The organism is Moraxella sp. VT-16-12 (genome assembly GCF_002224245.2).
Taxonomy (GTDB): Bacteria; Pseudomonadota; Gammaproteobacteria; order Pseudomonadales; family Moraxellaceae; genus Moraxella.
On sequence record NZ_NKHK02000032.1, the window covers coordinates 1 to 742 of the forward strand.

The following is a 742-nucleotide window of genomic DNA, read 5'->3' on the forward strand; positions in this document are numbered from 1 at the left end:
GGCATGACAGTTGGAATAGCCTGCAACGTTATACTAATCTTAAAAAACGTCCTAAGACAGTAGAGTATGATGAGATATGTTAAGCCTCATCCCTACTCACCCTACCATCACTCCCCAACACAGGCAACTCATACCGATGTGGTGCAGGGTGTGATTGTGTGCCACACCATCTGTATGCAAGTACACGGCTTTTGGCAAAGGGCTTGATATTCACCGCATCACCTTGATTGCCACCTAATACCATCAAATTGCCAAATTTATCCTTGCCGACCACAAAGCCCACATGACCACCGCCATTGCGTGAGAACACCACCACACAGCCATAGGCAGGCTTTTCTAGCCTTGTGCCAGCACTTGCCCACGCTCTTGCTAGGGGAAATGCTTGGGGAATGTGTTTTGTTAAACCCACACTTGATAGGATAAAACCGACAAAGCCACCACACCAAGGCGTGTTTTCGGTACGCCACACGGCTTGTTTGAGCTTTTCTTCTTGATTGGTGGCAATAAATGTCTGCTCCCACATTTTAACAATGACAGGGTTTTCGGCTTTACCGACTTTTTCAGCGGTACCGATGTATTCTTTGGCTTTTTCAATCCAAGGCAGTTTAGTTTGTTTCATAACATACTCCATAAAAAAAAGCCCTTATAGGGCGGTTAAAAAAAATTAAACTTACTTAAAAATCGCTTTAAACGCTGTCTTAATTTCAGTGATAATCTCATGCAACGTCTTACCTTCCATCAT

General features: G+C 43.9%; 1 protein-coding gene. It reads right to left on the reverse strand.

Translation table 11 applies throughout. The features are described from left to right. Positions 1-79: 79 nt before the first annotated feature. Positions 80-619 (reverse strand): TIGR02594 family protein, encoded by a 540-nt coding sequence (locus CEW93_RS10610; RefSeq protein WP_089540952.1) that lies wholly within the window; start codon positions 617-619, stop codon positions 80-82. Positions 620-742: the final 123 nt, after the last annotated feature.